Origin of the sequence: Escherichia sp. 93.1518, assembly GCF_013368915.2 — a bacterium.
Classification (GTDB): domain Bacteria; phylum Pseudomonadota; class Gammaproteobacteria; order Enterobacterales; family Enterobacteriaceae; genus Escherichia; species Escherichia ruysiae.
Window position 1 is genome coordinate 1 of the sequence record NZ_JABWMT020000003.1, and the last position, 20,701, is coordinate 20,701.

A 20,701-nucleotide genomic window follows, 5' to 3' on the forward strand; every position below is an offset into this window, starting at 1 on the left:
CCTTCCTTAGCAAAATGGCTGTTTATTTATACAGTTAATCCTGTTTCGGACTTCTCACTACTCATTTGATCAACCGAAGCTGAGCCAGTTTTTTTCTGCTCGCCCCAATCGTCAAAATTCTTCGCCGCCAGCCAGCTCTGCCACTACTGGTCACCTTGCAAAAGTAGCCAAATTGCTTCAGTAGCAATCAGTTCACCACCACCAAAAAAAGAAACATTCCAGAACTTCCGCATCTCGCCCTGCCGCTGCCACTTCTATACTGGAATGAAAATGCCAACATAAGAGAAACCTATGCCATTACCTGAGTTTCATATTTCTGAACCTTTTACCCTCGGTATTGAACTGGAAATGCAGGTGGTTAATCCTCCGGGATATGACCTTAGCCAGGACTCTTCAACGCTGATTGACGCCGTTAAAAATCAGATCACTGCCGGGGAAGTGAAGCACGATATCACCGAAAGTATGCTGGAGCTGGCGACAGATGTTTGCCGTGATATCAACCAGGCTGCCGGGCAATTTTCAGCGATGCAGAAAGTCGTTTTGCAAGCTGCGGCAGATCATCATCTGGAAATTTGCGGTGGTGGTACGCATCCGTTTCAGAAATGGCAGCGTCAGGAGGTGTGCGATAACGAACGTTATCAACGGACGCTGGAAAACTTCGGCTATCTCATTCAGCAGGCGACCGTTTTTGGTCAACACGTGCACGTTGGCTGTGCCAGTGGCGATGACGCTATTTATTTGCTGCACGGCTTATCGAGGTTTGTGCCGCACTTTATCGCCCTTTCTGCCGCGTCGCCGTATATGCAAGGAACGGATACGCGTTTTGCCTCCTCAAGACCGAATATTTTTTCTGCCTTTCCCGATAATGGCCCGATGCCGTGGGTCAGTAACTGGCAACAATTTGAAGCCCTGTTTCGCTGCCTGAGTTACACCACGATGATCGACAGCATTAAAGATCTGCACTGGGATATTCGCCCTAGCCCCCATTTTGGCACGGTGGAGGTTCGGGTGATGGATACCCCGTTAACCCTTAGCCATGCGGTAAATATGGCGGGATTGATTCAGGCCACCGCCCACTGGTTGCTGACGGAACGCCCGTTCAAACATCAGGAGAAAGATTATCTGCTGTATAAATTCAACCGTTTCCAGGCCTGCCGTTATGGTCTGGAAGGCGTCGTTACCGATCCGCACACCGGCGATCGTCGACCACTAACGGAAGACACCTTGCGATTGCTGGAAAAAATCGCCCCTTCTGCACATAAAATTGGTGCATCGAGTGCAATTGAAGCACTGCACCGCCAGGTTATCAGCGGTCTGAATGAAGCGCAGCTGATGCGAGATTTCGTCACCGATGGCGGCTCGCTGATTGGACTGGTGAAAAAGCATTGTGAGATTTGGGCTGGAGACTAAGCTGAGAATTGCGTTACGCAGAAATATCCCCGACAATGGTGTTTTAACTTACATTTAACAATGTTATGAAACACCCCTTAGAAACCTTGACTACCGCAGCAGGCATTTTGCTGATGGCTTTCCTCTCTTGCCTGCTGCTGCCCGCCCCTGCGCTGGGGCTGACGCTGGCACAGAAACTGATGACCACGTTCCATTTAATGGATCTGAGTCAGCTTTACACATTGTTATTTTGTCTGTGGTTTTTAGTGCTGGGCGCTATTGAATATTTTATTCTTAGATTTATCTGGCGACGCTGGTTCTCACTGGCGGATTAAACGTCGATTATCACCGTACTTCGCGGCATACTTTGCTTATTCTCCTTCGCCTTAAGGAACGTTTATGGATAAGCAATCACTGCACGAAACGGCGAAACGCCTTGCCCTTGAGTTACCCTTCGTCGAGCTTTGCTGGCCGTTTGGCCCAGAGTTCGATGTCTTTAAAATTGGCGGCAAGATTTTTATGCTGTCGTCGGAGCTGCGCGGCGTCCCCTTCATAAATCTGAAGTCCGATCCACAAAATTCCCTGTTAAATCAGCAAATATATCCAAGCATTAAGCCTGGGTATCACATGAATAAAAAGCACTGGATTTCTGTGTATCCCGGCGAGGAAATCTCTGAATCGTTGCTCAGCGATCTGATCAACGACTCATGGAATTTAGTGGTTGATGGCTTAGCTAAACGCGATCAAAAAAGGCTGCGCCCTGGTTAAAACGGAAATCTATAGAGCATTTTTCTCGCTTACCATTTTACTTTGATCCTTGTAATCTGCTGGCACACAAACATCTTTCACAAGGAGTCTTTATGGATATCATTTCTGTCGCCTTAAAGCGTCATTCCACTAAGGCATTTGATGCCAGCAAAAAACTTACCCCGGAACAAGCCGAGCAGATCAAAACCCTGTTGCAGTACAGCCCATCCAGCACCAACTCCCAGCCATGGCATTTTATTGTGGCCAGCACGGAAGAAGGTAAAGCGCGTGTCGCTAAATCCGCCGCCGACAATTACGTGTTCAACGAACGTAAAATGCTTGATGCCTCGCACGTCGTGGTGTTCTGCGCGAAAACCGCAATGGACGATGCCTGGCTGAAGCTGGTTGTTGACCAGGAAGATGCCGATGGTCGCTTTGCCACGCCGGAAGCCAAAGCGGCGAACGATAAAGGCCGTAAGTTCTTCGCCGATATGCACCGTAAAGATCTGCATGATGATGCAGAGTGGATGGCAAAACAGGTTTATCTCAACGTCGGTAACTTCCTGCTGGGCGTTGCGGCACTGGGTCTGGACGCGGTGCCAATCGAAGGTTTTGACGCGGCGATCCTCGATGAAGAATTTGGTTTGAAAGAGAAAGGTTACACCAGTCTGGTGGTCGTACCGGTAGGCCATCACAGCGTGGAAGATTTTAACGCTACCCTGCCGAAATCTCGTCTGCCACAAAGTATCACCTTAACTGAAGTGTAATTCTCCTTTATAGCCGGGAACTGATCCCGGCTATTTCACATCAGATTTTCCTGATTTGCATAACCCTGTTTCAGCCGTCATCATAGGCCGCTGTTGTATACAGGAGACGTTATGCAGGATTTAATATCCCAGGTTGAAGATTTAGCGGGTATTGAGATTGATCACACCACCTCAATGGTGATGATTTTCGGTATTATTTTTCTGACCGCCGTTGTAGTGCATATTATTTTGCACTGGGTGGTACTACGTACCTTCGAAAAACGCGCCATTGCCAGTTCACGGCTGTGGTTGCAAATCATTACCCAGAATAAACTATTTCATCGTTTAGCTTTTACCCTGCAAGGGATTATCGTCAATATTCAGGCGGTATTCTGGCTGCAAAAAGGCACCGAAGCGGCTGATATTCTGACCACCTGCGCGCAGTTGTGGATCATGATGTATGCGCTGCTTTCAGTCTTCTCGTTGCTGGATGTTATTTTAAATCTGGCGCAGAAATTCCCGGCAGCAAAACAGTTACCGCTAAAAGGGATATTTCAGGGGATAAAGCTGATCGGCGCAATTCTGGTCGGCATATTGATGATCTCACTGCTGATTGGTCAGTCACCAACCATTCTGATCAGTGGTCTTGGCGCAATGGCTGCCGTGCTGATGTTGGTATTTAAAGATCCGATTCTTGGTCTGGTAGCAGGTATTCAGCTTTCCGCGAACGATATGCTGAAACTGGGCGACTGGCTGGAAATGCCGAAATACGGCGCGGATGGCGCGGTGATCGATATTGGTTTAACCACCGTCAAAGTGCGTAACTGGGATAATACAATTACCACTATTCCCACCTGGTCTCTGGTTTCTGACTCCTTTAAAAACTGGAGCGGAATGTCAGCCTCTGGTGGACGACGCATTAAACGCAGTATCAGTATTGATGTCACCAGTATTCGCTTTCTTGATGAAACCGAAATGCAACGGCTGAATAAAGCTCATCTGTTAAAGCCTTATTTAACCAGCCGCCATCAGGAAATTAATGAGTGGAACCGCCAGCAAGGGTCTACGGAGTCAGTATTAAATCTGCGCCGAATGACCAATATTGGAACCTTTCGTGCCTATCTGAACGAATATCTACGTAACCATCCACGTATTCGTAAAGATATGACCTTAATGGTACGTCAGCTTGCACCGGGCGATAATGGTTTACCGCTTGAGATATATGCGTTTACCAATACCGTAGTATGGCTGGAATATGAAAGCATTCAGGCTGATATTTTCGACCATATATTTGCCATCGTCGAAGAGTTTGGTCTGCGACTTCATCAGTCGCCAACCGGCAATGATATTCGCTCTCTGGCGGGTGCATTTAAGCAATAATTAAAAAACCGCTCTCATCGAATGGATGAGAGCGGCTTCAGATTGTTTACATCGTTTTGTCGGATGCGGCGTAAACGCCTTATCCGACGCGACTATTTCGCTTTCCGACGCAACGTTTTAAACGCCACAAACAGGAACACAATCCACACCGGCAGCAAAATTGCTGACAAGCGCATATCATCCATCGTGCACATCAGCACCAAAATCATGCCGAGGAAGGCAATGCAAAGATAGTTGCCGAACGGATAGAGCAGTGCCTTAAACTGTGTTTCTCGCCCCTGACGTCGCATCGCCGCGCGAAAACGCAGATGCGCCAGGCAGATCATAATCCAATTCAGCAGCAGCGTTGCCACCACCAGCGCCATCAGCAAACCAAACGCTTTTTGCGGCAGCAGATAGTTAATCAACACCACCAGCGAAGTGATTGCCCCGGACAGGATCAGCGAGTTGATTGGCACGCCGCGACGGCTAACACGAGTAAGGAACTTCGGCGCATTCCCCTGTACAGAGAGGCCAAACAGCATCCGGCTGTTAGAGTAAACTCCGCTGTTATAAACTGACAGAGACGCTACCAGAATGACAAGGTTCAGCGCAGAAGCCACCACATTGCTGTCGAGATTATGGAAAATCATCACAAACGGGCTACTGTTGGATTTCACTTCCACCCACGGGTAGAGCGCCAGTAAAACCACCAGTGAACCGATATAAAACAGCAGGATACGATAAACCACCTGATTCACTGCCTTCGGAATGCTTTTTTCCGGATCGCGCGCTTCAGCGGCAGTAATCCCAATCAGCTCCAGACCGCCGAAGGAGAACATAATCACCGCCAGCGACAAAATCAGCCCATTCCAGCCGGTGGCGAAGAAACCACCGTAGCGCCAGAGGTTGTCGATACTGGCTTTCTCGCCGCCGTGACCAGAGAACAGCAGCCACAGGCCAAAACCGATCATGCCGATGATCGCCAGCACTTTAATCAGCGCGAACCAGAACTCAGTTTCACCATACAAGCGCACGTTCACCAGGTTAACGGCGTTGATGATAATAAAGAAGGCAGCAGCCCAGATCCAGGTGGGAACATCCGGGAACCAGTACTGCATATAGATACCCGCCGCCGTCAGCTCTGCCATTCCTACCAGCACGAACATCACCCAGTAGTTCCAGCCGGAGAGGAAGCCCGCAAACGGTCCCCAGTATTTATAGGCAAAGTGGGCAAACGAACCGGATACCGGCTCTTCGACCACCATCTCGCCGAGCTGGCGCATAATCAGGAAAGCGATGATCCCGGCAACGCCGTAGCCCAGCAATACAGCCGGACCCGCCATCTGAATCGCCGGACCAATGCCAAGAAACAGACCAGTACCAATGGCGCCACCCAGCGCAATTAGCTGAATATGACGGTTATGTAATCCCCGATGAAGCGTCGGTTCTTGTTTCGACGCAGTATCTTCCGATACGGTTGACGCGTTTTTCACGCCTTTCCCCTGTGTGTCTTTTTTATTGAGGGGCTCCTTTTAACATTTAGTGCTGGTCGTCGCAAGACACAATCCACACAGTTAAACCGGGTATCCTGCTTTTATTTCCGTACCCGATGCCGATGCAGCCACATCAGCTTATACGCCGCCGGGATAATAAACAGCGACAGCAAAGGTGCGGTGATCATGCCGCCAATCATCGGCGCGGCGATACGGCTCATCACTTCGGAACCCGCCCCCGTTCCCCACAGAATCGGCAGCAGACCGGCGATAATCACCGCCACCGTCATCGCTTTCGGGCGCACGCGCAGTACCGCGCCGTGATACAACGCCTCATCCAGTTTCTGCTCGCTGAATGTTTGTGGATTATCCAGCGACGGCTCTGCCTCTATGGCGTGACGTAAATACATCAGCATCACCACGCCAAACTCGGCAGCGACCCCGGCGAGAGCGATAAAACCGGTGCCGGTCGCGACGGAAAGATGAAAGCCCATCCACCACAGAAACCAGATACCGCCCACCAGCGCAAACGGTACGCTGCTGATAATCAGTAACGCTTCGCCCACCCGACGGAACGCCAGATATAACAGCACGAAAATGATCATCAGCGTCATCGGCACCATGAGTTTCAGCTTATGGTTGGCGCGCTCCAGTAGCTCGAACTGACCGGAAAACGCCACGCTGGTGCCCGGTTTCAACTGCACTTTTTCGGCAATCGCTTTTTGCAGATCGTGAACCACCGACACCATGTCACGATCGCGGGCATCGATATAAATCCAGCTCGTCGGGCGCGCATTCTCGGTTTTCAGCATCGACGGTCCGGTGGAGACGTTAACGTCGGCCACGTCTGCCAGGGTGATTTGCTGCTTCATCGGCGTCAAAATCGGCAACTGGCGCAGAGCCTGCGGGCTATCGCGCCAGCTTTGCGGATAACGCAGATTAATTGGATAACGGGCAATCCCTTCCACCGTTTCGCCAACCATCGCCCCGCCCACCGCAGAGGTGACAAACAACTGCACATCCGCCACCGTCATACCGTAACGCGCGGCTTTTTCACGGTTAATCTCAATATTGATATAACGCCCACCTTCCAGACGTTCGGCAAGAGCAGAAGCCACGCCTGGCACCGTTCGCGCCACGTCTTCAATTTGCTCCGCCATCGCGTCGATATCCGCCAGCACATTGCCGGACACTTTAATGCCGATGGGGCTTTTAATGCCGGTGGAAAGCATATCAATACGGTTACGGATTGGTGGCACCCACAGATTCGCCAGCCCCGGTAGTCGCACGGTGCTATCCAGCTCTTCGATGATTTTGTCCATCGTCATGCCAGGCCGCCACTGATCCTGCGGCTTAAGCTGAATGGTCGTTTCTACCATCTCCAGCGGAGCGGAGTCGGTGGCAGTTTCCGCTTTCCCGGTTTTGCCAAACACCCGCGCCACTTCCGGTACGCTCATAATCAGCTTGTCGGTTTTTTGCAGCATACTCGCTGCTTCCGACGCGGAAATCCCCGGCAGCGTCGAAGGCATATACAACAAGTCGCCTTCATTGATCTGCGGTAAAAATTCCCCGCCAACTTTATTGAGCGGCCAGATAACTGTCAGCACCGAAAGCGCCGCCACCAGCAGCGTGGTTTTCGGCCAGTGCAGTACTTTCAGCAACAGCGGATGGTAAATACGAATCAAAAAACGATTGAGCGGGTTACTGCTTTCTGGCGGAATTTTGCCACGGATCCAGTAGCCCATCAGAATGGGGATCACCACGATCGCCAGCAGCGCCGCGCCTGCCATGGCATAGGTTTTGGTGAACGCCAGCGGACCAAACAGACGCCCTTCCTGCCCTTCCAGAGTGAAGATTGGGATAAACGACAGCGTGATAATCAGCAGACTGATAAACAGCGCCGGCCCCACTTCAACAGAAGCATCGGTAATCACCTGCCAGCGCGTTTTATTATCCAGCATGACGTCAGGATGCTGGTGCTGCCACTCTTCCAGCCGTTTATGCGCATTCTCGATCATGACGATGGCGGCATCGACCATCGCCCCGACGGCAATCGCAATGCCACCCAACGACATAATATTGGCGTTCAGCCCCTGGAAGTGCATGACAATAAAAGCAATACACAACCCCAGCGGCAACGAAATAATCGCCACCAGCGCCGAGCGTACATGCCAGAGAAACAGCGCACAGACTATCGCCACCACAATAAACTCTTCCAGCAGCTTGCCGCTGAGGTTGTCGATGGCGCGGTCAATGAGCTGGCTGCGATCGTATGTTGTAACTATCTCCACGCCTTCCGGCAGACTGCTTTTTAGCGTTTCCAGCTTGTCCTTCACGGCGGAGATCACTTCACGGGCGTTTTTGCCGGAACGCAGGATCACCACCCCGCCAGCGACTTCGCCTTCGCCGTTCAGTTCCGCAATGCCCCGGCGCATTTCCGGCCCTACCTGGACTTTCGCAACATCACGCAGATAAACGGGCACGCCATTTTCACTGGCTTTTAAAACGATGTGATTAAAGTCGTCGAGCGTTTTCAGATAGCCGCTGGCGCGCACCATATATTCCGCTTCCGCCAGTTCGATCGACGAACCGCCCGCTTCCTGATTTGAGGCATCCAGCGCGCTTTTCACTTCGGCGAGTGTGATGCCATATTGCGCCAGGCGCTGGGGATCGATAACCACCTGATACTCTTTCACCACACCGCCCACCGACGCCACTTCCGCAACGTCAGGGATGGTTTTTAGCTCATATTTGAGAAACCAGTCCTGCAATGAGCGTAAATCAGCCAGATCGTGCTTACCGCTGCGATCCACCAGCGCGTATTCATAAATCCAGCCAACGCCCGTGGCGTCTGGCCCCAGCTCCGCGCTGACACCCGCTGGCAGCTTACCCTGCACCTGGTTGAGGTACTCCAGCACCCGCGAGCGCGCCCAGTATGGATCGGTGCCATCTTCGAAAATGACATACACATAAGAGTCGCCAAACTGCGAGAAACCGCGCACGGTCTTCGCGCCAGGCACCGACAACATGGTGGTAGTCAGTGGATAAGTCACCTGATTTTCAACGATTTGCGGAGCCTGACCGGGATAGCTGGTTTTAATAATCACCTGCACATCAGAGAGATCCGGCAGTGCATCCACTGGCGTGTTAATGATGGTCCAGGTGCCCCAGATGCTCAAAAACAACGCGCCCATCAGCACCAGAAAACGGTTCGCCACCGAGCGACGAATAATCCATTCAATCATTGGTTATTCCCTCAATGCACGTGGGTAGCACTTTCAGAGCGCATCCGCTCCAGCGCGCCAGAAATATTGGCTTCAGAATCAATCAGGAACAGGCCGCTGGAAACCACCTTTTCCCCTTCCGCCAGACCTGAGCGTAACGCGGTGACGCCTTGCGAGGCCTGGAAAACGGAAACGCGTTTCGGTACAAAGCGCCCGTCGGCATCAACGGTAATCACCCGCTGTTCGCTGCCGGTATCAATCAGCGCCTGTGACGGAATGAGCAGCATCGGTTCGCTGGCGGTGTTGAGTTGCAACCAGGCGTTCATTCCCGGTTTTAGCGCCTCGTCGGCGTTGTCGACTTCCAGACGCAGTTGCAAAGTGCGGGTCGCGGCATCTACGCCGGGTAGCATCGTCCATTTGCGGATGGTGAGCGTTTTATCGGGTCGCGCCGGAACGGTGAGCGTAAACTGCGAGGCATCTTTCACCAGCCAGGCGATGGACTCCGGGATCGCGGCAGTGACCCACACCGGGTCCATACCCTGAATTTTCGCGACCACGTTATCTTTGGCGATATTCATTCCCGCGCGCAGATCAAACGCGGTGATCACGCCATCAATGGGCGCTTTGAGCGTAAAGCGAGTCTGGATTTTTTGCGTGGCGATCAGGCGGCGAATATCGGCCTCCGGCATTCCCGCCAGCCGCAGGCGTTCAAGAATACCTTCGGTCTGGGTCGCCGTACCGCCGGTTTCGCGCAGCAGTAAATACTCACTCTGCGCTTCCACCCAGTCGGGAATGGTCAGGTCGAGAAGCGGCGCGCCCTTTTTCACTTTATCGCCCACCGTGAGCGGATAAACTTTGTCAATAAATCCGGCGGCTCGAGCCTGCACAATGGCAAACTGATACTCGTTGTAACTGACATTCGCCGGGAAACTCTGGGCAAAAGTCAGCGGCCCGCGCGTGACGGTAGCCGTTTTCACCCCCAGATTCTGCGTCTGGGTCGGGTCAATGCGTACACCAGACGCAGAACTCTCTTCATCGGCATATTTCGGCACCAGATCCATATCCATAAACGGCGATTTACCTGGTTTATCGAACCGCGTATTGGGATACATCGGGTCGTACCAGAATAAGATTTTACGTTCTGCGGTTGGCGTTTTTTCCACTGGCGGTTCCGCCTTTGCAAACCAGGTAAAACCTGCCGCAGAAATAATACCGCCCGCGATCATGCTGCCGATAATAAGCGCGATTTTTTTCATTGAATTAAACCTGGGTTACTGGCTGACTTTAATATCCTGTAATAAAGAAAGGTTGCCCTGCTGGACAAAATTAAACGCCACTTTGTCGCCGGTTTTAATTTCACTCATTTTCGTCTGCGGAGTGATGGTAAAGCGCATAGTCATCTCCGGCCAGTTCACTGCGGCAATCGGATCGTGGTGGATGGTGATTTTTTTGCTTTCCAGATCAACACCTTTTACCACACCGGTGGCGCTAATCACCTGCGGTTGTGCTTCGCTCATGGTTTCATGATGATGTTCGTTAGCCTGGGCATTAAAACCAATAACAGTAAACAGACTGAACATTGCGACTTGCAGTGCTTTTTTCATTTATTCTCTCCTGGAGTTAAAAATTATTGCTGCCAACCGCCACCCAGGGCGGTATATAAAGAAATTTCATTAACCTGACGGGCATAATTCAGGTCGAGTAAGGTTTGTCGGGTAGCAAATAAAGAACGTTCGGCATCCAGCACTTCCAGATAACTGACTGCGCCGTGCTGATATAATGCCCGTGCCCGTTGCAGGGTAATTTGCAGCGACGCCAGATAACGCTGTTGGGCGCTAATTTGATCATTCAGGCTTTGACGTAACGCCAGCGCATCTACCACTTCTTTAAAGGCATTCTGGATTTTTTGTTCATAATTCACCACCGACTGCTGCTGGCGAATTTCAGCGATATCCAGATTGGCCTGGTTACGCCCGGCATTAAAAATGGGGATCTCAATTTTGGGAATAAAATTCCACATTCCGCTGCTGGCGTTAAATAATGATGAGAGATCGCTGCTGGCGGTTGAGATTCCGCTGGTCAGACTGATAGACGGGAAAAATGCCGCGCGTGCGGCGCCAATATTGGCATTAGCCGCCATTAACGCGTGTTCAGCTTCCATAATATCCGGGCGCTGCAACAAGATTTGCGACGACAAGCCCGCCGGTAATTTAACGCTTTGCAGGCTGTCGCTACCCGCTGTCTGCGCTTGCGGCAGCTTGCCGTAGCTTCCTAATAACAGTTGCAATGCATTATTCGCCTGCGCCAGTTCCCCCTGACGTTTAGCGATATCGCTGCGGGTACTTTCAATCACCCCGCGAGCCTGTTCCAGCGCCAGAACATTGCTGCTGCCGGTTAACAGTTGTTTTTCGACAAACGCATATGACTGCTGGTAATTACGCAGCGTTTCTTCGGCTATTTGCAATTGCGCATAAGCCAGCTGCTGATTGAAATAGCTTTGCGCGACATTAGAAACCAGCAGAATATGCACCGCGCGCTGAGCTTCCTCAGTGGCTAAATAATTTTGTCGCTCGGCTTCGCTCATGTTCTTTAAGCGACCGAAAAAATCGAGGTCAAAGCTGGCGTTAAGGCCAGTCGAAAACTCCCTAGTCGTGGCTGAATCGCCTTTAAGATTGCCGCTCCAGCTGCCGCTGCCATCGCCATTGAGTTGCGGGTAACGGTCGGCATCGGTCAGACGATATTGCGCCCGCGCCTCCTGCACTTTCAGGGTCGCCATGCGCAAATCCCGGTTATTCACCAGCGCCTCGCTAATCAACGTCTTCAGTTGATTATCAACAAAAAAGGTGCGCCAGCCCGCGTTCTGGTAGTTATCTGCCGCGTTAACCAGGCCGTTCTGGCTGAGTGAGAACTGTTGCGGCACGGGCATTGCCGGACGCTGATAATCCGGCGCCAGTGAACAACCGGTTAGTGCAAGGGCTACACAAAGTGTCAGGAGTTTACAAGAAGACATAGGCGCATAATTTCTGGTGATTTTATGCCGCCAACTTTACTCGCCAGGCTCTGATTTTCCGGTGACAGGAAAATGACAAAATTGTCATTTTGCCAATAAGCGATTGCCATCTGATCCCGCTCCTCTAGAATTGCCCGGGCAACATGCGGAGGAAATATGAAACTGTTGATTGTCGAAGATGAAAAGAAAACTGGCGAATACTTAACCAAAGGGTTAACCGAAGCCGGTTTTGTGGTCGATTTAGCCGACAACGGGCTGAATGGCTACCATCTGGCGATGACCGGTGATTATGACCTGATAATCCTCGATATTATGCTGCCGGACGTGAACGGCTGGGATATCGTGCGCATGTTGCGTTCTGCCAACAAAGGGATGCCGATTCTGCTGCTCAGCGCGCTGGGTACGATTGAACATCGTGTCAAGGGGCTGGAGCTGGGAGCGGATGACTACCTGGTGAAGCCGTTCGCTTTTGCTGAACTTCTGGCGCGGGTGCGCACTTTACTGCGGCGCGGGGCGGCGGTGATTATCGAAAGTCAGTTTCAGGTTGCCGATCTGATGGTCGATCTCGTCAGCCGCAAAGTCACCCGCAGCGGCACGCGCATCACTCTGACCAGTAAAGAATTTACTCTGCTGGAGTTTTTCCTTCGCCATCAGGGCGAAGTGCTGCCCCGCTCGCTTATCGCCTCGCAGGTATGGGACATGAATTTCGACAGCGACACTAACGCCATTGATGTGGCGGTGAAGCGGCTACGCGGCAAAATCGACAACGACTTTGAGCCGAAGCTGATTCAAACCGTGCGCGGCGTGGGTTACATGCTTGAGGTGCCGGATGGTCAGTAAGCCATTTCAGCGCCCGTTTTCGCTGGCAACCCGCCTGACCTTTTTTATCAGCCTTGCCACCATCGCGGCATTTTTCGCCTTCGCGTGGATCATGATCCACTCGGTCAAGGTGCATTTTGCCGAGCAGGATATTAATGATTTAAAAGAGATTAGCACCACGCTCAAGCGCGTTCTTAATCATCCTGAAGAGACACAAGCCCGACGCTTAATGACGCTGGAAGACATTGTCAGTGGTTATTCCAACGTGTTGATTTCTCTGGCAGATAGCCACGGTAAAACGGTGTATCACTCCCCCGACGCGCCCGATATCCGCGAGTTTGCACGTGACGCCATACCCGATAAAGACGCCCGGAATGGCGAGGTGTATCTCCTTTCCGGCCCGACGATTATGATGCCGGGCCACGGTCACGGGCATATGGAACACAGCAACTGGCGGATGATTAGCTTGCCGGTTGGCCCACTGGTGGACGGCAAACCGAGTTATACGCTCTATATCGCGCTATCGATCGATTTTCATCTTCATTACATTAATGACTTGATGAATAAACTTATTATGACCGCATCGATCATCAGCATTCTGATCGTTTTTATCGTGCTGTTGGCGGTGCATAAAGGTCACGCGCCGATCCGCAGCGTCAGCCGTCAAATCCAGAATATCACCTCGAAAGATCTCGACGTTCGCCTTGACCCGCAGACCGTGCCGATTGAGCTGGAGCAGCTGGTATTGTCGTTCAACCATATGATCGAGCGTATCGAGGATGTCTTTACCCGCCAGTCCAATTTCTCAGCGGATATCGCCCACGAAATTCGCACACCAATTACGAATCTGGTAACGCAAACGGAGATCGCCCTCAGCCAGTCGCGCAGCCAGAAGGAGCTGGAAGATGTGCTCTACTCTAATCTCGAAGAGCTAACGCGAATGGCGAAAATGGTCAGCGATATGCTGTTTCTCGCCCAGGCCGATAACAACCAGTTAATCCCCGAAAAGAAAATGCTCAACCTGGCGGATGAAGTCAGCAAAGTGTTCGATTTTTTCGAAGCGTTAGCGGAAGATCGTGGCGTGGAGCTGCGGTTTGTTGGCGACGAGTGTCAGGTTGCGGGCGATCCGCTGATGCTGCGTCGGGCGTTAAGTAACCTGCTTTCTAACGCCCTGCGTTATACGCCGCCCGGAGAGACAATTGTAGTACGCTGCCAGAAGGTCGATCACCTGGTGCAAGTTTCCGTCGAAAACCCCGGTACGCCCATTGCGCCCGAACACTTACCGCGATTGTTTGACCGTTTCTACCGCGTTGACCCTTCCCGCCAGAGAAAAGGCGAAGGTAGCGGCATTGGTCTGGCGATAGTGAAATCGATTGTTGTCGCGCATAAAGGCACGGTTGCGGTTACGTCAGATGCGCGGGAGACAAGGTTTATTATCACATTACCCGCTTAATCATTCAGCAAACGGCAACTTTTATAACCAGTGTAAAAATAACGTGCCGCAATAATCCTACCTATTAATGGTAAAAAGCTGTCACAATCCATAAAAAACCTTAATATACGCCACCCTAAACATAACCAGCGTTAATGTAAGGTTTTTGTGTGGACTGGCTTCTTGATGTTTTTGCTACCTGGCTCTACGGCTTAAAAGTAATCGCGATAACGTTAGCGGTCATAATGTTCATCAGCGGGCTGGACGATTTTTTTATTGATGTCGTCTACTGGGTACGCCGCATTAAGCGCAAGTTGAGTGTTTATCGCCACTACCCGCGAATGAGTTACCGCGAACTGTATAAGCCGGATGAAAAACCCTTAGCGATTATGGTTCCGGCGTGGAATGAAACTGGCGTCATCGGCAATATGGCCGAGCTGGCGGCAACCACGCTCGACTACGAAAACTATCATATCTTTGTCGGCACTTACCCCAACGACCCCGATACTCAGCGTGATGTTGACGAAGTGTGCGCTCGCTTTCCGAATGTGCACAAGGTGGTCTGTGCGCGTCCTGGCCCCACCAGTAAAGCCGACTGTCTGAACAATGTGCTGGACGCCATCACCCAGTTTGAGCGTAGCGCCAATTTCGCTTTTGCTGGTTTTATTCTGCATGATGCCGAAGACGTGATTTCACCGATGGAATTGCGTCTGTTCAACTATCTGGTCGAGCGTAAAGATCTGATTCAGATCCCGGTGTATCCGTTCGAACGCGAATGGACGCACTTCACCAGCATGACCTATATCGATGAGTTTTCAGAACTGCATGGCAAAGATGTTCCGGTGCGTGAAGCCCTCGCCGGACAAGTGCCCAGCGCAGGCGTCGGCACCTGTTTCAGCCGCCGCGCCGTGACCGCACTGTTAGCTGACGGTGACGGTATTGCTTTCGACGTGCAGAGTCTTACTGAAGATTACGACATTGGCTTCCGCCTGAAAGAAAAAGGTATGACGGAAATTTTTGTCCGTTTTCCGGTGGTGGACGAAGCCAAAGAGCGCGAACAGCGTAAATTTTTACAGCACGCGCGGACGTCAAACATGATCTGCGTGCGCGAATATTTCCCCGACACATTTTCAACTGCGGTTCGACAAAAATCTCGCTGGATCATCGGCATTGTTTTCCAGGGCTTTAAAACCCACAAATGGACCTCCAGTCTGACGCTGAACTACTTTCTCTGGCGCGACCGCAAAGGGGCAATCAGTAACTTTGTCAGCTTCCTCGCGATGCTGGTGATGCTCCAGCTTCTGCTGTTGATGGCGTATGAAAGTTTGTGCTCCGACGCCTGGCATTTTCTTTCTATTTTCAGCGGCAGCACATGGTTGATGACCCTGCTGTGGCTAAACTTTGGCTTGATGATCAACCGCATTGTGCAACGAGTGATTTTTGTCACCGGCTACTACGGCCTGACGCAAGGCTTACTCTCCGTCCTGCGGCTATTCTGGGGCAACCTGATTAATTTTATGGCCAACTGGCGCGCGTTGAAACAGGTTCTTCAGCACGGCGACCCGCGTCGCGTGGCATGGGATAAAACGACGCATGATTTCCCCAGCGTGACTGGCGATACCCGTTCGTTGCGCCCGTTAGGTCAAATCCTGCTGGAAAATCAGGTCATCACTGAAGAGCAACTCGATACAGCACTGCGTAATCGTGTTGAAGGTCTACGCCTCGGCGGTTCGATGCTGATGCAGGGATTGATTAGCGCCGAGCAACTGGCGCAGGCACTGGCGGAGCAAAACGGCGTGGCGTGGGAATCGATCGATGCCTGGCAGATCCCTTCCTCGCTGATTGCCGAAATGCCTGCGTCCGTGGCGCTACATTATGCGGTGCTGCCGCTACGTCTGGAAAATGATGAGTTAATTGTCGGCAGCGAAGATGGTATCGATCCGGTTTCACTGGCGGCTCTGACACGTAAGGTCGGACGCAAGGTGCGTTACGTCATTGTTCTGCGCGGGCAAATCGTCACCGGTTTACGTCACTGGTATGCGCGTCGTCGCGGTTATGACCCACGAGCAATGTTGCACAATGCGGTTCAGCAGCAATGGCTCACTGAACAGCAGGCCAGCGACATCTGGCAGCAATATGTACCGCATCAGTTCCTGTTCGCCGAAATACTGACCACGCTCGGCCATATTAATCGTTCTGCAATTAACGTGTTGTTATTGCGCCATGAACGCAGCTCACTGCCGCTCGGTAAATTTTTGGTCACCGAAGGCGTTATTAGCCAGGAAACGCTGGATCGCGTCCTGACAATTCAACGCGAATTACAAGTTTCGATGCAATCATTATTACTCAAAGCAGGTTTAACCACAGAACAGGTTGCGGAGCTGGAGTCCGAAAATGAAGGAAAATAACCTTAATCGCGTCATCGGATGGTCTGGTTTACTGCTGACGTCTTTATTGAGTACCAGCGCACTCGCAGACAATATCGGCACCAGCGCAGAAGAGCTGGGGCTGAGCGACTATCGCCATTTTGTTATTTATCCCCGTCTCGATAAGGCGCTGAAGGCACAGAAAAATAACGACGAAAAAACCGCCATCCGCGAATTTGAATATATTCATCAGCAGGTGCCGGATAATATTCCGTTGACGTTATATCTGGCAGAAGCCTATCGCCATTTTGGTCATGATGATCGCGCGCGGCTGTTGCTTGAGGATCAACTAAAACGTCATCCTGGCGATGCCCGCCTTGAACGCAATCTCGCGGCAATTCCAGTAGAAGTCAAAACCGTTAATACCGTTGAAGAACTGCTGGCTCAGCAAAAGGCGTGCGATGCTGTGCCGACCCTGCGTTGTCGCAGTGAAGTCGGGCAGAATGCCCTGCGCCTGGCACAGTTACCTGTCGCCAGAGCGCAACTGAACGATGCAACGTTTGCCGCATCGCCGGAAGGAAAAACGTTGCGTACCGATCTGCTGCAACGGGCAATCTACCTGAAACAATGGTCCCAGGCAGATACGCTATACAATGAAGCACGCCAGCAGAATACATTAAGCGCGGCAGAGCGCCGCCAGTGGTTTGATGTGCTTCTTACCGGGCAATTGGATGATCGGATCCTGGCGCTGCAATCAGTGGGGATCTTCACCGATCCACAGTCGTATATTACTTACGCGACCTCTCTGGCTTATCGTGGCGAAAAAGCACGTCTCCAGCGTTATCTCGCTGAAAATAAGCCGCTGTTTACCTCGGACACACAAGAGAAAAGCTGGCTCTATCTGTTATCAAAATACAGTGACAACCCGGTGCAAGCGTTGGCGAATCACACGGTACAGTTTGCCGATAACCGCCAGTATGTTGTTGGCGCGACGCTACCGGTGCTGTTAAAAGAAGGTCAGTACGACGCAGCGCAAAAACTGCTCGCTACCCTTCCCGCCAATGAAATGCTTGAGGAGCGTTATGCCGTCAGCGTGGCGACTCGTAACAAGGCTGAAGCTCTGCGTCTGGCGCGGTTGCTGTATCAGCAAGAACCGGCAAATCTTACCCGTCTGGATCAACTGACCTGGCAACTGATACAGAACGGACAGTCACGCGAAGCTGCCGATTTGTTGCTGCAACGCTACCCCTTCCAGGGAGATACAACCGTCAGTCATACTTTAATGGCGCGACTGGCTTCGCTGTTGGAAAAGCATCCTTACCTGGCGACCCCGGCAAAAGTGGCGATTTTATCGAAACCCTTGCCGCTGGCGGAGCAGCGTCAGTGGCAAAGCCAGTTACCGGGGATTGCAGATAATTGCCCGGTGATAGTCCGCTTGCTGGGCGATATGTCGCCTTCCTACGATGCTGCGGCCTGGAACCGTCTGGCGAAGTGTTATCGGGACACGCTACCCGGCGTGGCGTTGTATGCCTGGCTTCAGGCAGAACAACGACAACCGAACGCGTGGCAACATCGCGCGGTGGCTTATCAGGCATACCAGGTGGAAGACTACAACACCGCACTGGCGGCCTGGCAGAAAATCAGCCTTCACGACATGAGCAATGAAGATCTACTTGCTGCCGCCAATACCGCTCAGGCGGCAGGAAATGGCGCGGCTCGCGATCGCTGGCTTCAGCAGGCAGAACAACGCGGGCTGGGAAACAATGCGCTGTACTGGTGGCTACATGCGCAACGTTATATTCCCGGTCAACCGGAACTCGCACTGAACGATCTCACACGCTCAATTAACATTGCACCTTCTGCTAACGCTTACGTTGCGCGGGCGACGATTTATCGCCAACGTCATGATGTCTCTGCGGCGGTGAGCGATTTGCGCGCCGCTCTGGAACTGGAACCCAATAACAGCAACACCCAGGCGGCGCTCGGTTACGCCTTGTGGGATAGCGGTGATATCGCGCAATCGCGGGAAATGCTGGAACAGGCGCATAAAGGATTGCCGGACGATCCAGCACTGATCCGACAACTGGCCTACGTGAACCAGCGTCTGGATGATATGCCTGCAACACAACAGTACGCCCGGCGGGTAATTGATGATATTGATAACCAGGCGCTAATAACCCCACTGACGCCAGAGCAAAATCAGCAACGTTTCAATTTCCGCCGTCTGCATGAAGATGTCGGTCGCCGCTGGACGTTCAGTTTCGATTCTTCCATCGGCTTGCGTTCCGGGGCGATGAGTACCGCTAACAACAATGTTGGCGGCGCTGCGCCAGGGAAAAGTTATCGTAGCTACGCGCAACTGGAAGCCGAGTACCGCATCGGGCGCAATATGCTGCTGGAAGGCGACCTGCTTTCGGTTTACAGCCGTGTATTTGCCGATACCGGAGAAAACGGTGTAGCAATGCCGGTGAAAAATCCGATGTCCGGCACCGGCCTGCGCTGGAAGCCCCTGCGCGACCAAATCTTTTTCCTCGCCGTTGAACAGCAGTTGCCGCTGAACGGGCAAAATGGCGCCTCCGATACCATGCTGCGCGCCAGTGCCTCGTTCTTTAACGGCGGCAAATACAGCGACGAGTGGCACCCGAACGGTTCAGGCTGGTTTGCCCAAAACCTGTATCTCGATGCGGCGCAATATGTCCGCCAGGATATTCAGGCGTGGACGGCAGATTATCGCGTGAGCTGGCATCAGAAGGTGGCGAACGGACAAACCATTGAGCCTTACGCTCACGTTCAGGACAACGGCTATCGTGATAAAGGCACTCAGGGCGCGCAGCTTGGCGGTGTTGGCGTGCGCTGGAATATCTGGACCGGCGAGACGCACTATGATGCCTGGCCGCACAAAGTCAGTCTCGGCGTCGAATATCAGCATACCTTTAAGGCGATTAATCAACGTAGCGGGGAGCGCAACAACGCGTTTCTCACCATTGGAGTGCACTGGTAAATGCGTAAGTTAATTTTCGTAATGCTGACACTGCTGCTGGTCAGCCCTTTTTCCTTTGCGATGAAAGGTATCATCTGGCAACCGCAAAATCGTGACAGTCAGGTCACCGACGCCCAGTGGCAGGGGCTGATGAGCCAGTTACGTTTGCAGGGCTTCGATACTCTGGTTTTGCAATGGACCCGTTACGGCGATGCATTCACCCAGCCAGAAGAGCGTGCATTATTGTTCAGACGTGCAGCGGCAGCGCAGCACGCTGGCCTGAAGCTGATTGTTGGCCTGAATGCCGATCCGGAATTTTTTATGCATCAGAAGCAGTCATCTGTGGCGCTGGAAAGCTATCTTAATCGCCTGCTGGCGGCCGATCTCCAGCAAGCCAGATTATGGAGCGCCGCACCGGGCGTAACGCCGGATGGCTGGTACATCAGTGCGGAAATTGACGATTTGAACTGGCGCAGCGAAGCCGCCCGCCAGCCATTGCTGAAATGGTTAAATAATACTCAGCGACTGCTTAGTGATGTTTTGGCAAAACCGATTTATGTCAGTAGTTTTTTCGCCGGAAACATGTCGCCCGATGGCTATCGCCAACTGCTGGAACAAGTTAAAGCAACCAGCGTTAATGTCTGGGTACAGGATGGCAGCGGCGTGGATAAACTCACCGCCGGGCAGCGCGAACGTTATCTGCAAGCCAGTGCAGATTGCCAGATTGCCTCGCCCGCCAGCGGCATTGTTTATGAATTGTTTGTCGCGGGCAAAGGTAAAACGTTTGAAGCTAAACCAAAACCAGATGCGGAGATCGCCTCACTATTAGCAAAACGCGCCTCCTGCGGCAAGGACTTGCTCTATTTCTCCCTGCGCTATTTGCCCGTCGCGCGTGGCATCCTCGAATATTAATTGTTTAAGGGAGCAACTTTGCTTGCTCCCTTCCTTTTCACTTTCCTAATCAGAATCCTGTTTGTATTAATTGTTTAGCAGATTCTCTTTTTTCAACGCATTTTATGCGTCTCGGTTTTGCCCCACTACGACCTGCATAGCCAATAAGAAGATAGCAGTGACACAAATAACCGGTGCAGCCACTACTCAGAGGCATTATATAATCATATTCATGCCACTAT

General features: G+C 52.0%; 15 protein-coding genes. 10 read left to right on the top strand and 5 right to left on the bottom strand.

Going from position 1 to position 20,701, the window contains the following annotated elements; translation table 11 throughout:
* The first annotated feature begins 291 nt into the window (after positions 1 to 291).
* The 5 genes from HEN21_RS02800 to ybdG all read left to right on the top strand — a co-directional run bounded on the left by HEN21_RS02800 (position 292) and on the right by ybdG (position 4,262).
* A complete protein-coding gene (locus HEN21_RS02800) occupies positions 292 to 1,410 on the top strand; it encodes a YbdK family carboxylate-amine ligase (protein WP_176251627.1) in 1,119 nt (372 codons plus the stop codon).
* A gap of 65 nt (positions 1,411 to 1,475) precedes the next feature.
* On the top strand, positions 1,476 to 1,724 hold the full coding sequence (locus HEN21_RS02805; protein ID WP_000682511.1) for a DUF1158 domain-containing protein: 249 nt from the start codon (positions 1,476 to 1,478) through the stop codon (positions 1,722 to 1,724).
* A 64-nt stretch (positions 1,725 to 1,788) separates the two neighbouring features.
* A complete protein-coding gene (locus tag HEN21_RS02810; RefSeq protein WP_000360961.1) occupies positions 1,789 to 2,157 on the top strand; it encodes an MmcQ/YjbR family DNA-binding protein in 369 nt (122 codons plus the stop codon).
* 92 nt (positions 2,158 to 2,249) lie between these two features.
* Positions 2,250 to 2,903, top strand: coding sequence for an oxygen-insensitive NAD(P)H nitroreductase (nfsB, locus tag HEN21_RS02815; RefSeq protein ID WP_021550396.1), 654 nt, complete (start codon positions 2,250 to 2,252; stop codon positions 2,901 to 2,903).
* A gap of 111 nt (positions 2,904 to 3,014) precedes the next feature.
* Positions 3,015 to 4,262, top strand: a complete 1,248-nt coding sequence (gene ybdG / locus HEN21_RS02820; RefSeq protein ID WP_001153137.1) for a mechanosensitive ion channel YbdG — start codon at positions 3,015 to 3,017, stop codon at positions 4,260 to 4,262.
* 92 nt (positions 4,263 to 4,354) lie between these two features.
* Here ybdG and pheP read toward each other — a convergent pair whose 3' ends face one another.
* The 5 genes from pheP to cusC all read right to left on the bottom strand — a co-directional run bounded on the left by pheP (position 4,355) and on the right by cusC (position 11,971).
* Complete coding sequence (gene pheP, locus HEN21_RS02825) at positions 4,355 to 5,737, bottom strand: phenylalanine transporter (protein ID WP_176251628.1); 1,383 nt, start codon at positions 5,735 to 5,737, stop codon at positions 4,355 to 4,357.
* 101 nt (positions 5,738 to 5,838) lie between these two features.
* Complete coding sequence (gene cusA, locus HEN21_RS02830) at positions 5,839 to 8,982, bottom strand: Cu(+)/Ag(+) efflux RND transporter permease subunit CusA (RefSeq protein WP_176251629.1); 3,144 nt, start codon at positions 8,980 to 8,982, stop codon at positions 5,839 to 5,841.
* A gap of 11 nt (positions 8,983 to 8,993) precedes the next feature.
* The gene (gene cusB / locus HEN21_RS02835) at positions 8,994 to 10,217 is read right to left on the bottom strand and encodes a Cu(+)/Ag(+) efflux RND transporter periplasmic adaptor subunit CusB (RefSeq protein WP_176251630.1); all 1,224 of its coding nucleotides are present in this window, start codon (positions 10,215 to 10,217) and stop codon (positions 8,994 to 8,996) included.
* Between the two features lie 15 nt (positions 10,218 to 10,232).
* Positions 10,233 to 10,565, bottom strand: a complete 333-nt coding sequence (cusF, locus tag HEN21_RS02840; protein WP_000709873.1) for a Cu(+)/Ag(+) efflux RND transporter periplasmic metallochaperone CusF — start codon at positions 10,563 to 10,565, stop codon at positions 10,233 to 10,235.
* Positions 10,566 to 10,588: 23 nt separating this feature from the next.
* Positions 10,589 to 11,971, bottom strand: a complete 1,383-nt coding sequence (gene cusC, locus HEN21_RS02845; protein ID WP_000093103.1) for a Cu(+)/Ag(+) efflux RND transporter outer membrane channel CusC — start codon at positions 11,969 to 11,971, stop codon at positions 10,589 to 10,591.
* 156 nt (positions 11,972 to 12,127) lie between these two features.
* Here cusC and cusR point away from each other — a divergent pair, with 156 nt between their 5' ends.
* The 5 genes from cusR (at position 12,128) to HEN21_RS02870 (ending at position 20,480) form a co-directional block, all read left to right on the top strand.
* The gene (gene cusR, locus HEN21_RS02850; protein ID WP_000770938.1) at positions 12,128 to 12,811 is read left to right on the top strand and encodes a copper response regulator transcription factor CusR; all 684 of its coding nucleotides are present in this window, start codon (positions 12,128 to 12,130) and stop codon (positions 12,809 to 12,811) included.
* Positions 12,801 to 14,243 carry a Cu(+)/Ag(+) sensor histidine kinase CusS gene (gene cusS / locus HEN21_RS02855; RefSeq protein WP_176251631.1) on the top strand — a complete coding sequence of 481 codons (1,443 nt, stop codon included), beginning with the start codon at positions 12,801 to 12,803 and terminating at the stop codon, positions 14,241 to 14,243. The genes cusR and cusS overlap by 11 nt, the downstream gene beginning before the upstream one ends.
* A gap of 149 nt (positions 14,244 to 14,392) precedes the next feature.
* The gene (nfrB, locus tag HEN21_RS02860; RefSeq protein ID WP_000383892.1) at positions 14,393 to 16,630 is read left to right on the top strand and encodes a cyclic di-3',5'-guanylate-activated glycosyltransferase NfrB; all 2,238 of its coding nucleotides are present in this window, start codon (positions 14,393 to 14,395) and stop codon (positions 16,628 to 16,630) included.
* Positions 16,617 to 19,589, top strand: a complete 2,973-nt coding sequence (gene nfrA, locus HEN21_RS02865; RefSeq protein WP_176251632.1) for a bacteriophage adsorption protein NfrA — start codon at positions 16,617 to 16,619, stop codon at positions 19,587 to 19,589. The genes nfrB and nfrA overlap by 14 nt, the downstream gene beginning before the upstream one ends.
* Positions 19,590 to 20,480 carry a DUF4434 family protein gene (locus HEN21_RS02870; RefSeq protein ID WP_001228562.1) on the top strand — a complete coding sequence of 297 codons (891 nt, stop codon included), beginning with the start codon at positions 19,590 to 19,592 and terminating at the stop codon, positions 20,478 to 20,480.
* Positions 20,481 to 20,701 lie beyond the last annotated feature (221 nt).